18 protein-coding genes are annotated in these 20,247 nt (G+C 31.9%); 7 read left to right on the top strand and 11 right to left on the bottom strand.

What is annotated here, in order from left to right; genetic code table 11:
• Positions 1 to 276 precede the first annotated feature (276 nt).
• The 6 genes from ACSSV5_RS05975 to pxpA all read right to left on the bottom strand — a co-directional run bounded on the left by ACSSV5_RS05975 (position 277) and on the right by pxpA (position 6,002).
• The gene (locus tag ACSSV5_RS05975; protein WP_454245160.1) at positions 277 to 1,488 is read right to left on the bottom strand and encodes an LETM1-related biofilm-associated protein; all 1,212 of its coding nucleotides are present in this window, start codon (positions 1,486 to 1,488) and stop codon (positions 277 to 279) included.
• A gap of 90 nt (positions 1,489 to 1,578) precedes the next feature.
• A complete protein-coding gene (locus tag ACSSV5_RS05970; RefSeq protein ID WP_454245159.1) occupies positions 1,579 to 2,382 on the bottom strand; it encodes a hypothetical protein in 804 nt (267 codons plus the stop codon).
• A gap of 88 nt (positions 2,383 to 2,470) precedes the next feature.
• Entirely contained in the window at positions 2,471 to 3,691 is a 1,221-nt protein-coding gene (locus ACSSV5_RS05965) for a bifunctional alpha/beta hydrolase/OsmC family protein (RefSeq protein ID WP_454245158.1), read from the bottom strand.
• Between the two features lie 10 nt (positions 3,692 to 3,701).
• The gene (locus ACSSV5_RS05960) at positions 3,702 to 4,550 is read right to left on the bottom strand and encodes a 5-oxoprolinase subunit C family protein (protein WP_454245157.1); all 849 of its coding nucleotides are present in this window, start codon (positions 4,548 to 4,550) and stop codon (positions 3,702 to 3,704) included.
• Positions 4,543 to 5,271, bottom strand: a complete 729-nt coding sequence (pxpB, locus tag ACSSV5_RS05955) for a 5-oxoprolinase subunit PxpB (RefSeq protein ID WP_211065823.1) — start codon at positions 5,269 to 5,271, stop codon at positions 4,543 to 4,545. Before pxpB ends, ACSSV5_RS05960 begins: the two co-directional genes overlap by 8 nt.
• A complete protein-coding gene (gene pxpA, locus ACSSV5_RS05950) occupies positions 5,268 to 6,002 on the bottom strand; it encodes a 5-oxoprolinase subunit PxpA (protein WP_211065822.1) in 735 nt (244 codons plus the stop codon). The genes pxpB and pxpA overlap by 4 nt, the downstream gene beginning before the upstream one ends.
• A gap of 84 nt (positions 6,003 to 6,086) precedes the next feature.
• Here pxpA and ACSSV5_RS05945 point away from each other — a divergent pair, with 84 nt between their 5' ends.
• Positions 6,087 to 7,193 (top strand): PQQ-dependent sugar dehydrogenase, encoded by a 1,107-nt coding sequence (locus ACSSV5_RS05945; RefSeq protein WP_454245156.1) that lies wholly within the window; start codon positions 6,087 to 6,089, stop codon positions 7,191 to 7,193.
• 7 nt (positions 7,194 to 7,200) lie between these two features.
• Positions 7,201 to 7,629 carry a c-type cytochrome gene (locus ACSSV5_RS05940; RefSeq protein ID WP_454245155.1) on the top strand — a complete coding sequence of 143 codons (429 nt, stop codon included), beginning with the start codon at positions 7,201 to 7,203 and terminating at the stop codon, positions 7,627 to 7,629.
• 500 nt (positions 7,630 to 8,129) lie between these two features.
• On the opposite strand, the gene clpB is transcribed toward ACSSV5_RS05940, so the two are convergent.
• Positions 8,130 to 10,733, bottom strand: a complete 2,604-nt coding sequence (clpB, locus tag ACSSV5_RS05935) for an ATP-dependent chaperone ClpB (RefSeq protein ID WP_454245154.1) — start codon at positions 10,731 to 10,733, stop codon at positions 8,130 to 8,132.
• 180 nt (positions 10,734 to 10,913) lie between these two features.
• Between clpB and ytxJ the strand changes: the two genes are divergently transcribed.
• From ytxJ to ettA, 3 genes are all read left to right on the top strand, one after another.
• The gene (gene ytxJ, locus ACSSV5_RS05930; RefSeq protein WP_454245153.1) at positions 10,914 to 11,300 is read left to right on the top strand and encodes a bacillithiol system redox-active protein YtxJ; all 387 of its coding nucleotides are present in this window, start codon (positions 10,914 to 10,916) and stop codon (positions 11,298 to 11,300) included.
• 108 nt (positions 11,301 to 11,408) lie between these two features.
• Positions 11,409 to 12,629, top strand: a complete 1,221-nt coding sequence (locus ACSSV5_RS05925) for an NAD(P)/FAD-dependent oxidoreductase (RefSeq protein ID WP_454245152.1) — start codon at positions 11,409 to 11,411, stop codon at positions 12,627 to 12,629.
• An 88-nt stretch (positions 12,630 to 12,717) separates the two neighbouring features.
• Positions 12,718 to 14,409, top strand: a complete 1,692-nt coding sequence (gene ettA, locus ACSSV5_RS05920) for an energy-dependent translational throttle protein EttA (protein ID WP_454245151.1) — start codon at positions 12,718 to 12,720, stop codon at positions 14,407 to 14,409.
• Between the two features lie 243 nt (positions 14,410 to 14,652).
• On the opposite strand, the gene ACSSV5_RS05915 is transcribed toward ettA, so the two are convergent.
• The 4 genes from ACSSV5_RS05915 to ACSSV5_RS05900 are packed head-to-tail and all read right to left on the bottom strand — an operon-like array spanning position 14,653 to position 17,578.
• Positions 14,653 to 15,513 (bottom strand): hypothetical protein, encoded by an 861-nt coding sequence (locus ACSSV5_RS05915; protein WP_454245150.1) that lies wholly within the window; start codon positions 15,511 to 15,513, stop codon positions 14,653 to 14,655.
• Between the two features lie 51 nt (positions 15,514 to 15,564).
• A complete protein-coding gene (locus ACSSV5_RS05910; RefSeq protein WP_454245149.1) occupies positions 15,565 to 15,999 on the bottom strand; it encodes a hypothetical protein in 435 nt (144 codons plus the stop codon).
• A 13-nt stretch (positions 16,000 to 16,012) separates the two neighbouring features.
• On the bottom strand, positions 16,013 to 16,909 hold the full coding sequence (locus ACSSV5_RS05905; protein ID WP_454245148.1) for a carboxypeptidase-like regulatory domain-containing protein: 897 nt from the start codon (positions 16,907 to 16,909) through the stop codon (positions 16,013 to 16,015).
• A gap of 54 nt (positions 16,910 to 16,963) precedes the next feature.
• Positions 16,964 to 17,578: a hypothetical protein gene (locus ACSSV5_RS05900; protein WP_454245147.1), complete on the bottom strand. Its 615-nt coding sequence runs from the start codon at positions 17,576 to 17,578 to the stop codon at positions 16,964 to 16,966.
• A gap of 462 nt (positions 17,579 to 18,040) precedes the next feature.
• Here ACSSV5_RS05900 and ACSSV5_RS05895 point away from each other — a divergent pair, with 462 nt between their 5' ends.
• Positions 18,041 to 18,595, top strand: coding sequence for a carboxymuconolactone decarboxylase family protein (locus ACSSV5_RS05895; RefSeq protein WP_454245146.1), 555 nt, complete (start codon positions 18,041 to 18,043; stop codon positions 18,593 to 18,595).
• Positions 18,596 to 19,195: 600 nt separating this feature from the next.
• Entirely contained in the window at positions 19,196 to 20,062 is an 867-nt protein-coding gene (locus ACSSV5_RS05890) for a sigma-70 family RNA polymerase sigma factor (RefSeq protein WP_454245145.1), read from the top strand.
• Positions 20,063 to 20,247: the final 185 nt, after the last annotated feature.

Genomic DNA, 20,247 nt, shown 5'->3' with positions numbered 1-20,247 from the left:
AAAACACCAAAATCTGTTGACTCGGGTATGTTTGTTTTTTTCGCTTATCTTTACGCGTTGCTGATTATCTCTAATCAGCTTGTCAATTCAATATGCCAATGTACTTTTTTAATCTTTTTGTTTCGCCCGAAAGCGGGTGCAAATGTAATACCTTTTTTCTTTTCAACAAATACTTTTTTTGAAAAAAAATTGTTTTTTTTAATATCACAAAACATTAATTTTCAATAAGCTGATTTTAAGCTAAATAAAGAAAATAAAAAGTGAAATGTTTTTTTATTATTTTGAATTTTCTTTTTTTAAATTTTCATTAAATGAAGATGGTAATATTGAGGGAATCATTTTTATAATGATAGGTAGTAAAATGCTACCTCCTGGTAAGGCAAATATGGCTAAAGAAGGTATGGTTTTAAAAATATCTAATAATTGGGTTTTAACTTTTCTCTTTTCTTTTGAATTCAACTCCCTATATGTTGATATCATCAATAAATTCATGAGTTCTTTACTTTGAGTTATTTCGTTGATGATCCTTTTTTTGTTTCTTATTATTAATAAAGACACTGTGCGATAGGTTCGGTCGTAGAAATACTTTACTGGATGAGCCGTATTAAAATAATATATTTCAGATTTGTTTTTATTCACAAAATCATATAAAAACTGGATAGAATTATCCAACTCATGGCTTGAAATATTTAAAATTTGTGAAAGTTTGCTTATAAAAACTTTTTCAGATTCATCTATCTCCTCATCTGAGTATAATGTCATGCACATCATATCGATAAGGTAGAGTTTTTCTGTTTTGTCTTGTAAAATATCAAAATTTAAGTCTGCCAGCTCTTTTAAGTTATCCACATTAATTTCGTGATACCTTAAAGAGCTTTGAATTAATTTAATTATAATATTATCGTATTTCCCTTTTAATTTTTTTTCTTTTAAAGCTAAATATAAAGTATTGACGAGCAACTCTTCAAGTCTGGTAACAAACCAACATGGTTCATAGGTTTTGTTAAGATAGTTTTTGAATGCTAAAACATCGACAAACAATAATGCATTTGTGACGATATTACTAAAATTCTTTTGAATGTATGAATCATTAGTTTGAACGCGTTGGTGAATTATGCTTTCAACTTCTCTGTCAAGCTTTGATTTAAAAGACCATTTGAATTGAAATAAAGAATGATGAGTGCGTTTTAATTCATTATAAAAAGACAAGATTGTTTGCAAACATAATTTATGATTTTGCTGAGGGTTAAAGTGAAAGTAAACAATTGACAAAGCCGTAAATAAATTGACTTTGGCCAATTCTTCTTGCGTTAATTTAAAATCATCGTTTTGACGCTGGCTAACGGGAATTAAATTTGTGCCATAAATAAAACCTGCTTTTTTGAGTTCATAATAAAACTCTTCAAAGGAATAAGCGGATAATTTTTTTAAATCCTGATCGTATTCATCTAAATACTTGTTAATCCAACCTGTTGCTGATGGGTTCATTTATGTAAATTATGTTGTAAAGTTAGTTAATATTTGAAATAAAAAAACCCAGCTAAAAGCCGGGTTTTAAGTTTGATAAAATGGCTTAATTTATTTTAGCGTAACAGTTCTTGTAACATCATTAAATGAACCAGGAATTAAGTTTCCTTCAGCATCGACAAGTTGTAAGCGTATTTTAACTTCTCCTTTGTCTAAACCTTCTATAACATACGGTACCCATTCTGTGATTGTAAATTCTTCTCCATTGATAGTCGCTTTAACTTTGTTACCAGTTTCTGATAATTTTGTATTGACTAAAAAGAAATCTAACAATAATTTTTCTGTATCTTTTCCACTATAAGTTCCTTTTGGACGACTATAAAACAAATGTGGTTTAGATAAATCAAGTGCTTTTCCTTTAGGTTTACCAACTGTGATAGGCTGAACTAAAAATGCATTTTTAACAGATTCGTGATAAGAACGCGATAGAAATGCTAATAAAACATGGTTTCCTTCTTCAATTTCTTTAGAAAAAGATGGCTCGTAATGTGCAGAATATGGAGCATTGTCTAAAATAAAATGGATGTGTTGTCCGTTTGCAGAATTGGCTAAGCCATTTTTACCTGCATCTTCAGTTTGAGCTCCAAGTTCAAATTTTTCAACATTAAAATCAAATTTGACTTCTGCTTTACCTGTTTCTTTATTGATTTTACCAACAGCAGGTTTATTCAGGCTTATTTTTGCATCTTCAAATTTAGGTGAATCTGCAAATTTAGATAAGGTTATTTTAGATTTCTCAATTTTTTCTTCTGTTTTAACTTCTTTACCATCTGCTTTATTATCCTTATTTTCTTGCTTTTTACAGCTCGCTAAAATCAGAATTAATGATAAAAAACTAATTGCTAAATTTTTCATTTTGTTTGAGTTTTAAATTTTATCCGAATTTAAGTATATAGTCATTAAAAGTCAAATAATTAATAAAAATTAACAAATATATAATGTCTTAATCACTTAAAAGTTTGGTTTTTACAACAATATCACTATGAAGTGTCCTATGTACTGGACATTTGTTAGCAATTTCTAATAACCGTTGTCTTTGTTTGTTATCTAAATTACCTTTTAAAATTATATCTCTTTCAAAAATGTCAATCTTTGATGTTTTATCTTCTACATTTTTGCAATCGTAACAATGGTCTTTATTGTGATTGATATGAACTTCTACATTTTCAACTGACCATTTTTTGCGTTTAGCATACATCTGAATAGTCATAGCCGTGCAAGCTGCCAGACCGCCAGAAACAAACTCGTATGGATTTGGTCCTAAATTATGACCTCCAAATTCTTCTAATTCATCTGCTTGCATTCTATGAGAACCCAAAGCCATTTCAGTAGTAAAGTCATCGTTTTGATCTAAGCTCGCTACCACCTGATGTTTCGTTTTAAGGTCTTTTTCTTTTTCAAATACATCGAGATATCGTGTAGCCCAACTTGAAATCACTTGACCGACATAAGAAGAATCTTTGGGATCGGTCATCAAATGATCTGCACCGTCTAGTGAAACAAAACTTTTAGGATGATGAGAGTGTGTGTATAATAATTCTGCATTTTTTATACCTACAATCTTATCTTGTGGCGAATGAAATATGAGATAGGGTTTTTTTAAATCGCCTAAAAATTCGTCTATTTTATTGTTTTGCAAATCTTCAAGAAAATCTTTTTTAATGGTAAAACTCCTACCGCCAACATTAACTTTGGCTTTGCCTTGATTTTGAATTTCATCCATTTTGCTTTCCAGCAATTCACTCACGTGCTGTGGCTGAAATGGACTGCCAATAGTGACAAAAGCTTTAATATTATCCAACTGATGAGCAGCAAAAATACTAGCAGTGCCACCCAACGAATGTCCGATAATTAAAATTGGTGCTTCATAATTGTCTTCCAAAAACTGAGATGCCGCAATCAAATCGTCAACGTTATGAGAAAAATTAGTATCTTCAAATGCACCATCGCTTTGACCGAGTCCTGTAAAATCAAAACGCAATACACCAAAACCACTTGAAGTTAATCCATCTGAGATGTTTTTGATGGCTTTAAGATTTTTATTACAAGTGAAACAATGTGCAAAAATGCAATAACTATGAATACGTTTATCTACTGGCAAATCTAACCTACCGACTAATTCTTCTTCGTTTTTATTTTTAAATAAGACTTTGTTTGATTTCATAATTGATGATTTATTTGAGTTTTAAAATTTCAAAATTTATCTGACTTTTGAGGGGTTTTTGTGATAAAAGATTAATACTATTTTCGGACAACTGAAATATCCTAGGATAACCACCTGTAACTTGTGCATCACGCATCAAAATCATCAGTTTACCTTCTGGTGTTAATTGCACAACGCCAGGCATAACAGGTGCTGAATTAATACTTTCTAAGCGATTTTCAAAAACTTCATCAAATTGATAAGCCATACGGTTGCTTTGTTCTGAAATAGTGAATGTCTTGGTCGCTAAAATTTCTTTTTCATTTCGGTTAAGTTTATCGTATTCTGGCAAAGGGTAAACTTTTAAAGTTTTGGATTCATAAATAGAAAAATCATAATTAACGTTAGCGTGTTTTTTATTAAAATTTTGATGATTGCTTTTAATTCTTATTTCATCATCTTTTTTTAGCTTTTCTGAAGTTGTAATAGATTGATATTGGCTTTGGCTTCCGAGTTTTTCTTCAGAAATCAAATAACCTTTAACGGCGAGATAGGCTCTGTTTTGTATGTTTTTAACTTCCAAAACATCGTCGGGATGAATTGAGAGTTGATGATTGGTCTCCGCTTTTATTCCATTTATAAATACTTTTGCTTTTGGTGCAGTAATGGCAATAGTTTGAGCTGTAGTAAATTTGAGTTTAGAACCAATAAAAGTCATTTCTAAAACTGCTTGCTCAGGTGAATTACCTACCAAAAGATTAGCAAAACGGGATAAATTTTGATCCATAGCTCCACTTAATGGCACACCAAAATCAGTATAGCCAAACCGACCAAGGTCTTGAATGCTAGTATAAAATCCGTTGGATAAAAGTTTAATCATTTTGTTTAAATTTTTCAATTGAAATATCAGCGTTTTTAAGCCTGTCAAATTCCGATTTATCAATAGCAAAAAACTGAATTTGATCTCCTGGATGAAATGGACTTGGTGGTTTTCTATTGACATCAAACAAATCAATCGGTGTTTGCCCAACAATCTGCCAGCCACCAGGCGAACGCATAGGATAAATTCCCGTTTGATTTTCGGCAATGCCTACACTACCCTTTTCAACATTTTGTCTTGGGGTTTGATGTCTTGGTATTTGAATGCGTTTATCAACATCACCAAGATATAAAAACCCTGGCAAAAAACCGATAAAATATAAGGTATAAATTTGTTCAGTATGAATTTGAATAATTTTAGATGTGCTGAGATTTTTTTGTTTTGAAATATTTTTTAAATCTTGTTCATATTCATAACACACTGGAATTTTAAATCGTCTTGTTTTAACCTCACCATTATTTTTAATTTCAAATGAGTTTATGAAAGTTTCGGTTTGATTTTTTTTCTTTAAAATATCAATATCAGAATTTTTATATTTTATCAAAAATGTATTAAAAGCTGAAGTTATATATTTTATATCCTGATCTTGTTTTAAAAGCTGATTTTTTAAAGCTTGTAAGGTTTTAATATATTTTGCAGACAACTTAAAATTCCACTCTACAAGCAAACTCGTAGGTGATGACAAATGAGTTTTGAAGTCGTTGAGTTCTTTTTTTATCATTGAATCTTTATTTTTTGGTTTTTGAGCTCATCAACTAAGGTTTCTAACATATCCAAAGCCTTAGGTGTATCACCGTGAATACAAATAGTATCAACTTTTATGGAGATGTGTTTTGAGTTAAATGTTTCAACAACTTTATCAATAATCATTTTCTTAACTTGCTTAATCACTGCTTCAGATGTTTTAAAAACAGCCTTAGGATGTTGACGCGATACCAAACTCAAATCTTCATTGTATGCTCTATCTGCAAAGCCTTCGATTTTAATTGGAATTTGAGGTTTTGCAACAGACTGAATCATAGAATTTGGTGGCACATAAAGAATGGTTTTTTGGTGTTTATCTTTAATTAAATTGACTAATGCTCGAGCTTTGGTTTCATCAGATTTTAAATCATTATACAAAGCCCCATGAAATTTGATGTGATGCCAAGTGGCTTTAGTTTCATCAATACATTTCTTGAATAAATTTAACTGATTATCGATAGCTTCTACTAAATCATCTATGCTAATTTTGATAGACTTTCTTCCAAAATTCTCAACATCTGGATAGGATGGGTGAGCACCTATTTTAACTTTGTGCTTTTGAGCCAATTTAATGGTTTTTAAAATACTTTGCTGATCACCAATATGTCCACCACAAGCGATATTGCAAGACGAGAGATATTTTAAAAGAGCTTCGTCGTTAGTTTTGCCTTCGCCAAGATCAGCATTTAAGTCGATAGTGTAATTCATTTTTAAAAATGTAAATTTTATAAATTTTCTTAAAATAAATTAGAATTATGGGAATATCAGTATATTTCAGAAAAATTTAAAATTATGAAAATAAAAGTTTCTATTTTCGCTTTTGCTTTTACAGGGCTTATCGCTTGTGCACAAACTGATAAAAACATCACAGAATCTTCTAAAGACTACAGTTATGAAGTTATTGCAGATGGTATAGCAATTCCTTGGGGATTTGATTTTTTACCTGATGGAAGTATAATTGTTTCTGAAAAAGAAGGCAAATTATTTCACATTAAGAATAAACAAAAAACTGAAATCACTGGTTTTCCTGAAGTTTATGTGCGTGGACAAGGCGGTTTGATGGATATTAAAATTCATCCTGATTATCCTAAACAACCTTGGATTTATGCCACTTATGCTAAAAAATCTGAAACTGAAGACGGTGGCAATACAAGATTAGTGAGATTTCAAGTCAACAACAATACAGTGCAAAACTTAGAAGTGTTGTATCAAGGAGACCAACCTTCAAAACGTGGACAGCATTTTGGAAGTCGCATAGAATTTGACAACGACGGCTATTTATATTTTTCAATTGGCGATCGTGGAAATCGAGATGAAAACCCACAAGACATAACTCGAGATAATGGTAAAATTTATCGTCTAAACGATGATGGAAGTATTCCAAACGACAATCCTTTTGTTGACCAACAAAATGCCAAAAAAGCTATTTATAGTTACGGACATCGTAATCCACAAGGTATGGAACGCCATCCAGAAACTGGTAAAATATGGGTACACGAACACGGTCCACGCGGTGGCGACGAAATTAATATTATTGAGAAAGGTGTTAATTATGGTTGGCCTGTGATAAGTTATGGTATTAATTATTCCGGAACTAAATTCACAGAAATTACAAAAAAAGAAGGTATGGCTCAACCTTTTCACTATTGGGTGCCATCAATTGCCCCTAGTGGAATGACATTCGTACGATCAGATAAATATCCACATCTTAATGGTAACATCTTAGTCGGTTCACTAAAATTTCAATATCTAGAACATTTAATCATTGAAAATGATAAAGTGACCAAAAGAGAAAAAATACTCGATGGCATCGGTCGTGTAAGAAGCGTTGAACAAGGTCCTGATGGTTTTGTTTATGTTGGTGTTGAAGGTGTTGGTTTGGTAAAACTTTTAAATTGATTTAGTGATGTCAACGCTTATCAAAATTTTGATTGGAATAGTTTTATCCTCTGCATCTGAAAAATTTGAAGCAGGATATCAAATTATACAGCAAGAAAAAACTTTAGAACAAAGTATTGAAGATGGTCAATGGATTTATGAAGATTTTTGTTCTCGTTGTCATTTGCCGAGTGGAAAAGGCGTTTCTGGAGTCTATCCACCTTTAGCTAAATCTGATTGGTTAGATGACAAAGTCGATGAAAGTATTGCTGCCATTAAATACGGGTTGAAAGGTGAAATAGAAGTTAATGGCAATGTTTATAATAACGCCATGACAGCACAAGGTTTAAGCGATGAAGAAGTGGCCGATGTGATGAATTATATTATGAATTCTTGGGGAAATACACAAGATGAGATGATTACAGTCAAGAAAGTAAAATCTATTGAAAAAGATTGACTTTTCTTCAAATCAATAAATTGAATTCATAATTTCAAACCTTAAGTGTATTCGTGATTAGTGTATTTGTGGCTTTTATTAGTGTATTTGTGACTTTTATTAGTGTATTCGTGGCTTTTTATTAGTGTATTTGTGGCTTTTATTAGTGTATTCGTGGCTTTTTATTAGTGTATTTGTGGCTTTTAATTAGTGTATTTGTGGCTTTTATTAGTGTATTCGTGGCTTTTTATTAGTGTATTTGTGGCTTTTATTAGTGTATTCGTGGCTTTTATTAGTGTATTCGTGGCTTTTTATTAGTGTATTCGTGGCTTTTATTAGTGTATTCGTGGCTTTTATTAGTGTATTCGTGGCTTTTAATTAGTGTATTTGTGGCTTTTATTAGTGTATTCGTGGCTTTGCTTTTATAAAAATTAGATTTTCTTAAACTTTTCATCAAAAAAAGCCTACTAAAAATAGCAGGCTTAATTTTATTTTAAAAGCTTGTCTTAACTTAACTTAACTTATGACTTCACCAAATCTTTTTGGTTTCTAAAAACTAACTTTCCATCAAATTGATCGAGCAAAATAATGCTATCTGCTGTAACCTTTTGAGCTAAAATTTCTCTAGACAATTCGTTCAATACTTCTCGCTGAATGGTTCTTTTTACTGGTCTTGCTCCATATTGCGGATCATAACCGAGTTTGGCAAGATGACTTTTAGCTTCTTCTGTTGCATCTAAGGTAATGCCTTGTTTAGACAACATTTTTTTCAATTGTTTCAACTGTAAATCTACAATAGCCTTGATATCTTTTTCGCTTAAAGGTGTAAACATGATAATGTCATCAATTCGGTTAAGGAATTCAGGTCTGACATTCTTTTTCAACAGATTTAAAACATCCTCTTTTGCAGCTTCCATTGCGGTGTCAACGTCGTTAAAAGTGTCGTATTTTTCTTGAATAATATGGCTTCCTATATTTGAAGTCATCACAATAATGGCATTTTTAAAATCTGCCAAACGACCTTTATTATCGGTCAAACGACCTTCATCAAGCACTTGCAACAAAATATTAAACGTATCGGGATGTGCTTTTTCAATTTCATCAAGCAATACTACAGAATACGGTCTGCGTCTAACGGCTTCAGTAAGTTGTCCGCCTTCGTCATATCCGACGTATCCTGGAGGTGCTCCAACCAAACGACTCACGGCGTGACGCTCTTGATATTCACTCATATCAATGCGAGTCATAGCGTTTTCGTCATCAAAAAGATATTCGGCTAAGGCTTTGGCCAATTCGGTTTTACCAACTCCAGTTGTTCCGAGAAACAAGAATGAACCGAGAGGTTTTTTCTCATCTTGTAAACCCGCTCTACTTCTACGCACAGCATCACTTACGGCAGCGATAGCTTCATCTTGACCTACAACGCGTTTATGCAATTCATCTTCAAGTTTAAGCAATTTTTCACGCTCGGTTTGTAGCATTTTTGTAACAGGAATACCTGTCCATTTTGCTACTACTTCAGCAACGTCTTCATAAGTTACTTCTTCTTTAATCAATGTGTCTGCACCTGCATTATCTTCAACTTGTTTTTGTAGCTTTTCAAGTTCTTCTTGTGCATTTTTAATTTTGCCATAGCGTATTTCAGCTACTTTTCCATAATCGCCTTCGCGTTCAGCTCGTTCAGCTTCGAGTTTAAATTGTTCTATATCAGTTTTGATTTGCTGAATATTATCGACTAATTCTTTTTCATTTTTCCATTTGGCATTTAAGTCATTGCGTTCTTCTTTGAGTTCAGCTAAATCAGATTTTAAAATCTTGAGTTTAGCTTCATCTTTTTCACGTTTTATGGCTTCAATTTCAATCTCTAACTGTCTAATTTTTCGATCTAAAACATCGAGTTCTTCAGGTTTTGAATTGATTTCCATTCGCAATTTTGATGCTGATTCATCCATTAAATCAATAGCTTTATCAGGTAAAAATCGATTTGTAATATAACGTTGAGAGAGTTCAACTGCACCGATAATGGCTTCATCTTTTATGCGAACTTTGTGGTGAGTTTCATATTTTTCTTTGATACCACGCAATATAGAAATTGCGGATTCGGTGTCAGGTTCATTGACCATAACTTTTTGAAAACGACGTTCAAGTGCTTTGTCTTTTTCAAAATATTTTTGAAACTCATCAAGTGTTGTTGCACCAATGGCTCTGAGTTCGCCACGTGCTAAAGCAGGTTTAAGAATATTAGCCGCATCCATTGCACCTTGTCCTCCGCCAGCACCAACTAAGGTGTGAATTTCGTCTATAAACAAGATAATGTCACCATCGCTTTTTGTTACCTCTTTGATGACGGATTTTAAACGTTCTTCAAATTCACCTTTGTATTTTGCCCCAGCAATCAACGCACCCATATCTAAGTTGTAAATGCGTTTTGATTTTAAGTTTTCAGGTACATCTCCAGCGATAATTCTATGGGCTAAACCTTCGGCAATAGCGGTTTTTCCTGTTCCTGGTTCACCGACCAACATCGGATTGTTTTTGGTGCGTCGAGATAAAATTTGAAGAATACGTCTGATTTCTTCATCGCGACCAATCACGGGGTCGAGTTTGCCTTCTTCGGCAAGTTTATTAAGATTTTTAGCATATTTATCTAATGAATTGTAGGTGTCTTCTGCTGTTTGAGAAGTAACTTTATCGCCCTGTCGTAATTCATCAATGGCGGCTTTTAGACCTTTTTCGGTAGCACCTTGATCCTTTAAAATTTGAGCAACTTTAGAATTACTTTTGAAAATAGCTAAAATGAGATGCTCAACAGAAACATATTCATCTTCCATTTTTTTAGCAATAATCGTTGCTTCGTTAAAGGTTTTATTGGCTTCTCGCGATAGTAAGATATCGCTGCCAGATACTTTTGCAAAACTTTTTAGTGTATTGTCAAGAATATCAACAAACAACTTTTGGTTGATGCTAAGTTTTTTAAAAATAAATGGCAACACATTTTTATCAACTTCTATTATTGCCTTAAAAACGTGTTCATTTTCGATTTGTTGATGCCCATATTCTTGTGCTAATTGCTGTGCTTTTTGAATGACTTCTTGGGCTTTTATGGTCAATTGATTTGGGTTCATAATTTCTTATTTTTATTAATTCAATTATCTATTGTCAAAAAATATACCCTTAGTTAGTATTGTCATTTTGGCATCTTTTTTTGTGTTTAACAAGCCATTTTGTCTTGTTAAAATTCTTTCTGAATACTTATTTTTGAAAGTTCTAAAAAATAAATACGACTCTATAAAAATAAACAAAATATGGGAATTCTCAATACATTATTCGGCTCAAAGAAAGAACAAAAATCTTTAAATTGGAAAGTTTTAGAAGACATCAAACAGTTGGATAATGCTTTAGATATTTCTAAAGACAAACCTGTTGTGATTTTTAAACATTCTACAAGTTGTGGCATCAGCAGAATGGTGCTGAATCAGTTTCAAAACAATGCCGATTTTGATGAAGATGCAGTGCTACTACTCTACTTAGATTTGTTGGCACATCGTGATGTTTCTAATGCTATTGCAGAAAAACTTGGCGTTTTACATCAGTCGCCACAATTGATTATACTACATAAAGGCCAAGTGGTTCATCAGGCTTCTCACTCAGCGATTGTACCTGGTGCTATCAATCGGGTGTTAGAAAATTAGTCTAATTAAATATTTTGGGTCGGGTTATTAATAGCAACATCTACTCGTTAAAAAACTCTTTTCTAAAAATCAATTATAACCTATATTTGTCTTCTTCAACTTAAAAGAATGATAGAAACATTTGATGTGATTGTCGTTGGTGGCGGTCCAGCTGGTGGACAAACGGCTCGAAATTTATCAAAACTCGGTCATAAAGTTTTATTAACTGAGCGTTATGAAAGTTTTGCAGACAACAATTTTTCAAGTGCAGGAATGACACTTGTTCCTCTTGATGAGTTTAAAATACCACAATCTGTAATCGGTAGTTATTGGAAAAATCTAAAAATTCAATGTACCAAAGATGAATATGCCTGGACAAGTGATCAAAACAAAGGCGTTGTTTTAGATTTCGGCAAATTGCGACAATTCTTAGCTGATGAAGTAAAAGTGAATGGCGGTAAAGTTTTAATGGGTCATCGGTATGTCAAAAAGAAAGTCATACAAGATGGAATTATTATTGACTTCGTAAACTCTGCTAATCAAAAAACTGTTCAATACAAAGCAAAATTAGTTGTTGATGCCACTGGTCCTGTAAGAAAAGTGATGTACAACAACAAAGACGACCAACCACAAATGGTGCTAGGTAGTGGTCTTGAATACCTCATTAAAGTCGATCAAGAAACTTATAATAAATACAAAGACAATTTAATTTTCTTCCTCGGGCATAAATGGGCACTCCAAGGCTATTCGTGGATTTTTCCTATGGAAAACAAAATTTTAAAAGTCGGTGCAGGCAAAGTTCATATCAAAGCCAAAGACCAAGACAAAACAAACAAAACCACCAAAAAACTCACCGAAAAAGTTATTGATGAATACATTAAACCGATTGATTATGAAATATTAGATGTTCATGGTGGCACTTTAAAATATAGTCCGAGTATTAAAGATACATTTTATAAAGACCGAGTAGTTGCTGTAGGCGATGCCATTTCTACAGTAAATCCACTTGGTGGTGAAGGCATTCGCTATGCTATGCAAAGTGCAAATTTAGCCTGTGAATATATTGATAGCTTTCTTAAAACTAATCAAAATACATTTGATAAATACCGTAAAGCTTGGCGAAAGAAAAATTTATTAAAATGGCAAATTTGTGAACTCTCTAGTAAACGCGTTTATATTAAATATACAGATGAGCAAATTGAAAACCGTATGAAATTTTATCATGATAATGTCAGTTATGATGAATTTCTTAATATGTTATTCCATTTTAAGTTTAGAAAAATAGGGCTGAGAATAATTCAAGTATTCAAAACCAAATTATCCTATAAATTATCAGGAAAAACATTTTAACTTTGACGTTGAGATAAATGGTTTTTAGTTACTAAGAACTGAAATGGAAATTAATCACTATAATTCATCAATTTAAATAAAACATAATATGTCAGACGATAAAAAAGTAATTTTCTCCATGTCTGGAGTGAGCAAAACTTTTCAAGGAGCACAAACACCTGTTCTAAAAAATATATATCTCAGTTTTTTCTACGGTGCCAAAATCGGTATCCTCGGTCTTAATGGTTCTGGGAAGTCCACATTGCTCAAAATTATAGCAGGGATTGATAAAAATTATTCTGGAGATGTGGTCTTTTCTCAAGATTATTCTGTTGGCCTTCTCGAACAAGAGCCCCAATTAGATGAAGATAAAACCGTTCTCGAAGTGGTTAAAGAAGGAGTTTCTGAAATTACTGCAATCCTTGATGAATACAATAAAATCAACGATATGTTTGGTTTAGAAGAAGTCTATTCCGATCCAGATAAAATGGAAAAATTGATGAGTCAACAAGCTAAACTTCAGGATAAAATTGATGCTACCAATGCCTGGGAACTCGATCACAAACTTGAAGTGGCTATGGATGCGTTACGCACTCCTGATGCTGATAAAAAAATCAGTGTCTTATCTGGTGGTGAAAGACGTCGTGTGGCACTTTGTCGTTTATTGCTAAAAGAACCCGATGTGTTACTACTTGACGAACCAACCAACCATCTCGATGCCGAATCCGTGCATTGGTTAGAACAACATTTACAACAGTATAAAGGCACAGTCATTGCCGTGACGCACGATAGATATTTCTTAGACAATGTCGCTGGTTGGATACTTGAACTTGACCGTGGCGAAGGTATTCCGTTTAAGGGTAATTATTCGTCTTGGCTTGAGCAAAAATCTAAGCGTTTGGCTGACGAACAAAAACAAGCCAGCAAACGTCAAAAAACCCTTGAACGCGAATTAGAATGGGCTAAAATGTCACCTAAAGGAAGACAAACCAAACAAAAAGCCCGATTAAAAAATTACGACAAACTCGTCAGTCAAGACCAGAAAAAATTAGATGAAAAATTAGAAATCTACATCCCTAATGGCCCGCGATTAGGAACCAAAGTGATTGAAGCTAAAGGCGTTAAAAAAGCATTTGACGACAAGTTGCTTTATGACGATTTGAATTTTAAATTACCTCAAGCAGGAATCGTTGGTATTGTTGGGCCTAATGGTGCGGGTAAAACCACCATTTTTAAAATGATCATGGGCGAAGTTGAACCTGACGAAGGCACTTTTGAAGTCGGCGATACAGCTAAAATTGCTTATGTTGACCAAGCCCATTCTAACATTGATCCTGATAAAAGTATTTATGAAAATTTTGCAGATGGTCAAGACCTGATTATGATGGGCAACCAAAAAGTCAATGCCCGAGCTTACCTCAGCCGATTTAATTTTGGCGGAAGCGAGCAAAACAAAAAAGTTGACAAACTATCTGGTGGTGAGCGTAACCGACTGCATTTGGCAATGACTTTAAAAGAAGAAGGCAACGTACTACTACTAGATGAGCCAACCAACGATTTGGATGTTAACACTCTTCGGGCTTTAGAGGAAGGTTTAGAAAACTTTGCTGGTTGTGCAGTTATTATTTCTCACGACAGGTGGTTTTTAGATAGAGTATGCACCCATATTCTCGCTTTTGAAGGCAATTCTGAAGTCTATTTCTTTGAAGGCAGTTACAGCGAATATGAAGACAACAAAACAAAACGCCTCGGCGATACAATGCCGAAGCGGATTAAGTATAAGAAATTGAAGCGGGATTAATAGACTCGTCACTGGGAGCATTTGGAAATTGAAAAGTTTCATTGGATAAGAAGTAACTTTTTTCAGCCACTAATGCACTAATGAATTTTAGGGTTATTAGTTTATCTGCCTTTTGAAAGCAGTCATTAATGGTAAATGAGAAAATTATTGGGTAAATATTTAAATATGTGTCACTTAATAGTAGAATGTAACAACTACACATTTTTTAATCATTATTGGTTAATAAAAGTATAAAAAAATGTATCACTTATAAACTACAACATCTGGTATTAAAACAGGATTTTTCACATCTTTAATGACTTTATCATAAGTTTTTAAAGTGTCTTTGTATGCTAATGGATATCTCAAATAAGCTTTAAAACTGAAGTACTTACTTTTTTGTGAAAAAGATGCATTAATATGAATATTCTTAGTGAAGTCTATTTCATGTCTATAAGTTATGTGTTCTAAACCAAAACATATTCCTTTATCATTAATAATAAGTGGATTATCTTCAAAATCATAAATTAATTGTCTGTTTTTCCCTTTGAGTTCTGATTCAAAAATAGTGTTTATAATGGGCAATCTCATTAAGCTTTTGGGTTTGAAATTAACGTTTTCATAAATATTAAGTTTAAAAATATGTTTTACGGAGTCTTGAATTTTATATTTAGAGGGTTTTACAACATAAATATTGTATTTTAATGACTTCGCAAACATTATGTCTTTATTTTTGGGGTAAATACAACTTATAGATTCAGAACCTTCAAATAAAGTGAGACCATAATATGGTTTAAACTTTAAAGTTTTTAATTTCTTTCTTTTTTTATTAAAAACAGTAACATCATTAAGTAGCAATGTTTTAGGTTTCAAATAAATTGTATCATTAAAGTCTCTTTTTAAAATTTCTTTGTCTTGATAAGCCAAATGTTGAATTTTAATAGAACTATATTTTAGATTATCTATGCTTAATGTGCCTTTTTCGTCAGTATATTTTCCAATTGAGTCTAAAAAAACGACTGCATATGGTATTGGTTTTTTTGTTGACTCATCTAAAACATTAATGTTTTGAGAATATAACGAAACTGTAATTGAGATAAAAAATATAAAAAGTAAATATTTCATAATAAATAAATTAAAGAACAGGGAGTTTGTTTCTCCCTGTTCTTTTTAATTCTAATTTACTAATCTTGGATTACTTCCTGGTAGATCATCACAAGGGAAAGATTGACTAAATTTTCCGTTAGATAATCTAACTTTAGTCCAAAATACTCTATAAGTACAGGTCCTCTCACAATAACCACCTGGATAAGTTGTCTCAGATCCACATTGCCAACCCCAAAAACGATTAGCTGTTGATGTTTGTTGTGCCAAATCCTTTAAAAACCTTTCATTAAAAAGTTCTTGGCTATCTGGGTCGCTGGCATCAAACTCATATAACTCGCCATCTACAAAATCATCTATCCAAATCATATCACGTGCTCTTTGCAATTCTAAATACTGTGTGAAATCATCATTTGTTTGGTTCACAAAGCCAGTCACTTCTGTGGCTCCATTGACAAAAAAAACTTCTTTTAAAACATCATTATCTTTGTTAAATTTTATAATCAAGATTTTATTAAAACTAATCACCATAAAAAGCTAAATTAAAACCTATTTGCAAATTGTATTTTTTCTTTGTAAGATCATACTTTCTTAGGTAATCATGGAGTGACTCTAATTCGTTATTGCCCTCAAAAATATATCTTAAGAATGTTTCAGTTTCTATATTCTTTGTTTTTTTTGAGGTGAAACTAATCCTTAAAAGATTTTCGCTTTCATCTATAAAAAAGCCATTTTCATCTTTAAAACCTATTAGTTCTATACCAATAAATATTTTTTTATTATCTATTTTTATAGATGATTTTGAAATATCAAATTCTAGCATTTGTTTTTTAGAAGTCAAAAATTCTTTTGGTTTTGTGCTGTATATTTTATTATTCCCATGATTATCAGAATAAATGTTTACACGTAATATTGCTTTGAAAGATTTAGTGTTATTTTTTTTAACGAAACTTTTTTTTATAGGGATTAACACAGTCTCTATAGTAGCTTTTCGATATTTTTTGTTGAAAGTTAATCTCATAAAAAACTCACTCCCTTTTTTGCTTAAAGACCATGATAAATTTGATCTCTTTTTATGAAGTCCAACTTCCTTAAAATTAATTTTTTCTTTTAAAATCACTTCTTTTAAATTCTCTATTTTAGGTGTCAAAAAAACTGTATCATCCAGTCTAAGAACCTTTTCTTTTTTTGTAGTATAACCTAAATGAGAAATTGAAATGCTGTCTAATATTTTATTTTTTATAAAAAAAAAGCCTCCATAGTCGGTATATGTACCTTTATTTACTTTTAAAAATTGAATGTTTGCAAATTTTAAAGGTCTTTTAGTCAATGAGTCAACAACTATATACTTTTGAGCATTGAGACTAGTAAAGCAAGCTAATGTTAAGATAAAATTGATGTATTTTTTTTTAATCAAAATTATTGTAATATAAAACTTCCAAGATTTAATTAAATCTTGGAAGTTTTAAAGTTAATTAATATTTGAACAACCCCCATTTCCATCACCTGTAAATTGTCCATTCTGGCTTATTATCTTAATAAAAAATGCTCTATATTTTCTTGTACACCAACATTGATTAGCTCCAATAGGGTTACAATCCCATTCAGACCAACCCCAAAAACGCTTGCCAGCAGTTTCTACAGGCTCGTTTAGATCCTTTAAAAACCCTTCATCAAAAAATTCTTGATTATCAGGATCGCTGGCATCAAACTCATATAACTCGCCATCTACAAAATCATCTATCCAAATCATATCACGTGCTCTTTGCAATTCTAAATACTGTGTGAAATCATCATTTGTTTGGTTCACAAAGCCAGTCACTTCTGTGGCTCCATTGGCAAACACTTCTTTGACAACAAACGTATCATCATCTTCTGTAAATGTTCTTTCATAACCAAAAGTATAGCCGTTTGGATACTTATTGCTTAGATAAGTGTTTAAATCAGGGAAATCAACACGCTTAGCAAAACTTGTTTCTTCATTTGTTATTTCGTTTAAGTTTTGACTAACCTCTTCTGATGTACAGCCAACAAGAAAAAGACTTAATATAAAAAATAGTAGTGGAAATTTTAGTAAATTATACATAGTTAAAATATTTTAGTTAAACTTAATTTTTAAAATCATTGGAGTTCTTAGATTTTAAGCTATGTAAATTCAAAAGGTTTAGAGAAATATAATGTTAACCTCGTAGTCGAGTGTCGAGTGTCGAGTATTATTTGTTAACATTTAAGATATTTTAAATCAAATTTATAGTATTTTTTTTAAAACACCAAATTATTCAGATTTTAACATTTTTAGACGCATATAATTGAATTTGAAAGCTTAAACATTGCTGTTCCTAATTCAATAGCCTATAATTTTTGAAGGCAGTTACAGCGAATATGAAGACAACAAAACAAAACGCCTCGGCGATACAATGCCGAAGCGGATTAAGTATAAGAAATTAAAAAAGAGATAAGATTTTTAAAAAAAATCAAATCTATCTAAAAAGTTGTATGTTTTGTAAGATGATATAAAAATTATCGACTATTTCAAAAAATAAATTTTATGTCAACATTTGAATTAAAAACAATCGAAAACGCTGATGAAAAAGCAAAACCAATTCTTCAATCAGCAAAAGACAATATGAGTATGATACCTAATTTATTTGCAGTTATGGCAAATAATCCTTCTTTGTTAAAAGCTTATACTTCTGCTGATGAAACTTTTAGACAAGATTCTGGCTTTTCCCCTGTAGAGCAAGAAGTTTTATTATTAAGCATTGCTTTAGAAAATGGCTGTACCTATTGTGTTGCGGCTCACTCTTTTATTGCTGACAATCAAAGTAATGTACCAAAAGAAGTTACCAATGCCATAAGAGATGGTAAAGAAATTCCAGATGCTAAACTTCAGGCTTTGAGTCAATATGCCAAGTCGGTTGTAAAACATAGAGGCTATCCTTCTGAAGAAGTTACAAAAGCTATAAAAAATCAGGGCTATACAGATAAACACATCGCTGGTGTCGTAACAGCAGTAGGTATGAAAACATTTTCAAATTACATCAACCATATTGCCAATACACCTTTAGACCAAATGTTTGAAAGTCGAAAATGGAATAAGTAGTAGTTTTTTATGATTGATTGAAGACCCTGCATGATTAGCTCTGCAGGGTTTTTATGTAATATTATAAAGATTTTATCCATCTTTGATGATGTTAAACAAATCGAGTTCAATTAACCTGAGTTCGATTTAATGAAAGTTGTAAATTAGATAATTACATATTTTTGTTAGCAAATTTTGTCATTTCGAACGAAGAATGAGGAGAAATCTCATCCTACTGAGATGTCTCGTCGCTCATGCTTCGCTTTGTCGTCATGACAAATGATTAAATATCTGTATTTTATATGAATATATTTTATTGGAATTTATATCGAACTCACGTTCAATTATTAAAATTGTGATATTTTAAGTTTCTGATAATTAAAAAATTTCATTTAATAAAAAGTGATTTTTTTTTAAGTCACTAATGAACGTAGTGCTTATTTATGTATTACTGATAAAAGGGAAAAATATTGTTTAAATACATAGAAATAAGTGTGTTAAATAAAATTGGTTGAAAATATTTATAAATCATAAATCTTAAATATTACTTATTTATTAAATTTTATTTGGTCATGTTAAATAAAAAACATATTATGTCGGACTAAATTAATTTCAATATATATGAGACAGCTAAAAATAACAAAACAGGTTACCAACAGAGAGTCTAAATCATTAGACAAATATCTACAAGACATCAGTAAAGTTGACCTTATAACAGCCGAAGAAGAAGTAGAGTTGGCTCAACGTATCAGAGAAGGTGACCAAGTGGCTTTAGAAAAATTGACAAATGCCAATTTACGTTTTGTAGTTTCTGTTGCTAAGCAATATCAAAACCAAGGTTTAAAATTACCAGATTTAATCAACGAAGGTAATGTTGGTTTAGTCAAAGCTGCCAAACGTTTTGACGAAACAAGAGGGTTTAAATTTATTTCTTATGCCGTGTGGTGGATTAGACAATCTATACTTCAAGCGCTTGCTGAACAGTCTAGAGTAGTTCGTTTACCACTTAACAAAATCGGTGTAATCAACAAAATTAACAAAACCTTTTCTCATTTAGAACAGGTAAACGAACGTCCTCCTTCTGCTATAGAAATAGCAAAAGAGCTTGACATGTCTGAATCTCAAGTTAAAGTTGCTCTTAAAAATTCTGGTCGTCATCTATCTATGGACGCACCATTTAAAGAAGGTGAAAACGATTCAAACCTTTACGATGTGCTCAGTTCTGCAGAATCTCCTAATCCAGACGATCAGCTGATGAAAGATTCTTTAAGCGTTGAAATCAATCGTGCTTTAGATACACTTTCTCAACGTGAAGCTGATGTAATTCGGCTAAATTATGGCATCGGTAACCAACCTGCTATGACACTTCAGGAAATCGGAGATATGTTTGACTTAAGCCGTGAACGTGTTCGTCAAATTCGTGAAAAAGGCATTAGACGACTCAAACATCAATCTAAAAACAAAATGCTTAAAAAATATTTAGGATAATTTAAGTCCTGTTTTTTAATTTGTAAACCGTTGAAATTTGTTTCAACGGTTTTTTTTTTTTTTTGACTTTTTGAATACTTACAGGGAAGAAATTGAAATCATAGAAAATGGATAAATCCATTCACAATCGAATATTTGCAAACCATAGCTAATACGAAATCCTAAGCGTTTCAACAGTTTTAAAT

The organism is Psychroflexus sp. MBR-150, assembly GCF_053628795.1.
Note: the sequence above shows the minus strand (reverse complement) of the source record. Positions and strands in the feature narration are given on the sequence as shown.